The 2,180-nt window shown below is 73.8% G+C and carries 2 protein-coding genes; one reads left to right on the top strand and one right to left on the bottom strand.

Annotated features, from left to right (window positions below; all coding sequences use genetic code 11):
- On the top strand, nt 1-796 hold a 796-nt coding region (locus K6I34_RS36070), incomplete at its 5' end, for an HAD hydrolase family protein (protein WP_229332247.1).
- An 81-nt stretch (nt 797-877) separates the two neighbouring features.
- Here the strand turns inward: K6I34_RS36070 and K6I34_RS38510 are convergent.
- Nucleotides 878-1,996, bottom strand: coding sequence for a M23 family metallopeptidase (locus K6I34_RS38510; protein WP_275127229.1), 1,119 nt, complete (start codon nt 1,994-1,996; stop codon nt 878-880).
- Between the last annotated feature and the right edge of the window lie 184 nt (nt 1,997-2,180).

Raw genomic sequence — 2,180 nt, 5'->3', positions numbered from 1 at the left:
CGACGGGACCCTCCTGCACGACGACAAGACGGTCACCGAGCGGACCGTCGCGGCGCTCGCCGCGGCCGAGGCGGCGGGCATCGAGGTCTTCTTCGTCACCGGGCGGCCCGCTCGCTGGATGGACGTGGTCCGCGACCACGTGCACGGCCACGGCCTGGCGATCTGCGCCAACGGCGCGGCCGTCGTCGATCTGCACGACGGCTCCCGGTTCGTCGACGTCCGCCCCCTGGAGCGCGCGGACGCCCTCGCCATCGTGCACGCGGTGCGCGCGGCCGCCCCCGGCTCGTCGTTCGCCGTGGAGCACACCGAGGGCATCCACTACGAGCCTTCGTACCCGCCCTTCTTCCTCGACCCGTGCTCGGTCACCGCCCCCGCGGAGGAACTGCTCGCCGAGGACTCCGGCCACACCGCCCCCATCCTCAAGCTGCTCGCCCACCACCCCGACCTCGGTCCGGACGAGTTCCTGACCGTGGCCAGGGAAGCGGGCGGCGCGCACGGCGAGTTCACCCGTTCCAGCCCGACCGCCCTGCTGGAGATCAGCGGCCTCGGGGTCAGCAAGGCCAGCACGCTCGCCCGGTGCTGCGCCGAGCGCGGCATCGCCCCCGAGGAAGTCATCGCGTTCGGCGACATGCCGAACGACCTGGAGATGCTCGACTGGGCGGGTACGGCGTACGCGATGGCCAACGCCCACCCGGAGGTACTGGCGGCCACCGCGCGGCACACCGCCGCCAATACCGAGGACGGGGTCGCCGTGGTGATCGAGCAGCTCCTGCGCGAGGGGCCGTCGCAGGCGTAGCGGCCGCCCCGGCCTCAGGCGCGGCCCCACGGCCGTCCGCCGCCCTCCGGGGCCGTACCGGCGGCGTCCACAGCCGTACGCCTACAGCCGTACGCCCCTCGCGTTCAGCCACTCGACGGGGTCCACCGCCGAGCCGTACTCGGGAGTGGTGCGGATCTCGAAGTGGAGGTGCGGCCCGGTGGAGTTTCCCGTGGTGCCCGACAGACCGATCATCTGGCCGCCGCGCACGTGCTGTCCGGGGGACGCGAGTGGTGCCGACAGGTGGGCGTACTGCGAGTACCAGCCGCCCTCGTGCTGGATCACCATGCTGATGCCGTAGGCGCCTCCGCACCCGGCGGAGACCACCGTCCCGTCCCCGACCGCGCGCACCGGCGTGCCGATGGGGACGGCGAAGTCCTGTCCGGTGTGCCCGTTGGCCCAGTTGGCCCCTGTGCCGCCGAAACCCGCCGACAGTTCGTACGACTCCACGGGGCGGATCCACTCCTGGTGCTCCTCCGCCGCCCGTTCGTCCTCCACGCCATCGATGTCCGGGGCCTCGCAGCGGCCGCTGCCCACGGCCTCCTGGGAGAGCGCGTTGAGCCGGTCGCGGGCGGCCGCGAGGTGTGCCGTGACGGAGCGCTGCGCGTCCTTGAGCCGGGCGCGGTCCTTCTCCAGCTCCGAGCGCGCGGCCACCAGTTCCCGTTCCTCGGCGTCCAGCCTGCGTCCGTTGCGGACGTCCTCGTCCAGCAGCCGTCCCAAGGTGGCCCTGCGGTGCTCGGCGGGCGCCTGCATCTCCAGCAGCTCGATCGGGTCCTCGACGTCCTCCGCGCCCTCTTCGACGGTGAACCCACCGGTGCGGTACTGCGCGCGGGCCGCGGCCCCCGCGTCGTCGCGCAGCGCCGCCGAGACCACTTTCCGGCTGTGCTGCCGCCTGGTTATCTCGTCCACCCGGGCCTTCTGCTCGCGGGCCGCCCGCAGCGCGCGCTCGTACCGCTCCTTGGTCCGCCCCGCCTCCTCCGTCAGCCGCAGCACGTCGGACGTGACGCGTGCGGCTCTGCCAGGGGCCCTGACAGCGGCCGACAGGCCGGAGCCGAACGGCGGGCAGAGCACCGCACAGAGCGCGCACAGGACGCACAGCGCGCACTCGACGGCCCTGCGCCGTCCGCGCGGTATCCGGAACGGACGGCGCGATATCCGCAGCGGACGGTACTGATGTCCCATGGACGCGATCGTGTCGCGCGCGGCGACCGGCCGCGCCCGCTGAGGTCCGTTCGGAGGACGGCCCTGCGGCTACCGGAGTGACGTCCGGTGCTCCCTTCCGCAAGCGGCCGCTGCGGCTGCCGCGGAGACCCGCGAGAGGCCGCTACAGGGGCGCTTCCCACACCACCCGCGTGCCGCCCCCGTC

This window comes from Streptomyces sp. UNOC14_S4 (assembly GCF_020740835.1).
Taxonomy (GTDB): Bacteria; Actinomycetota; Actinomycetes; order Streptomycetales; family Streptomycetaceae; genus Streptomyces.
This window is presented reverse-complemented; position numbering and strand designations above follow the sequence as displayed.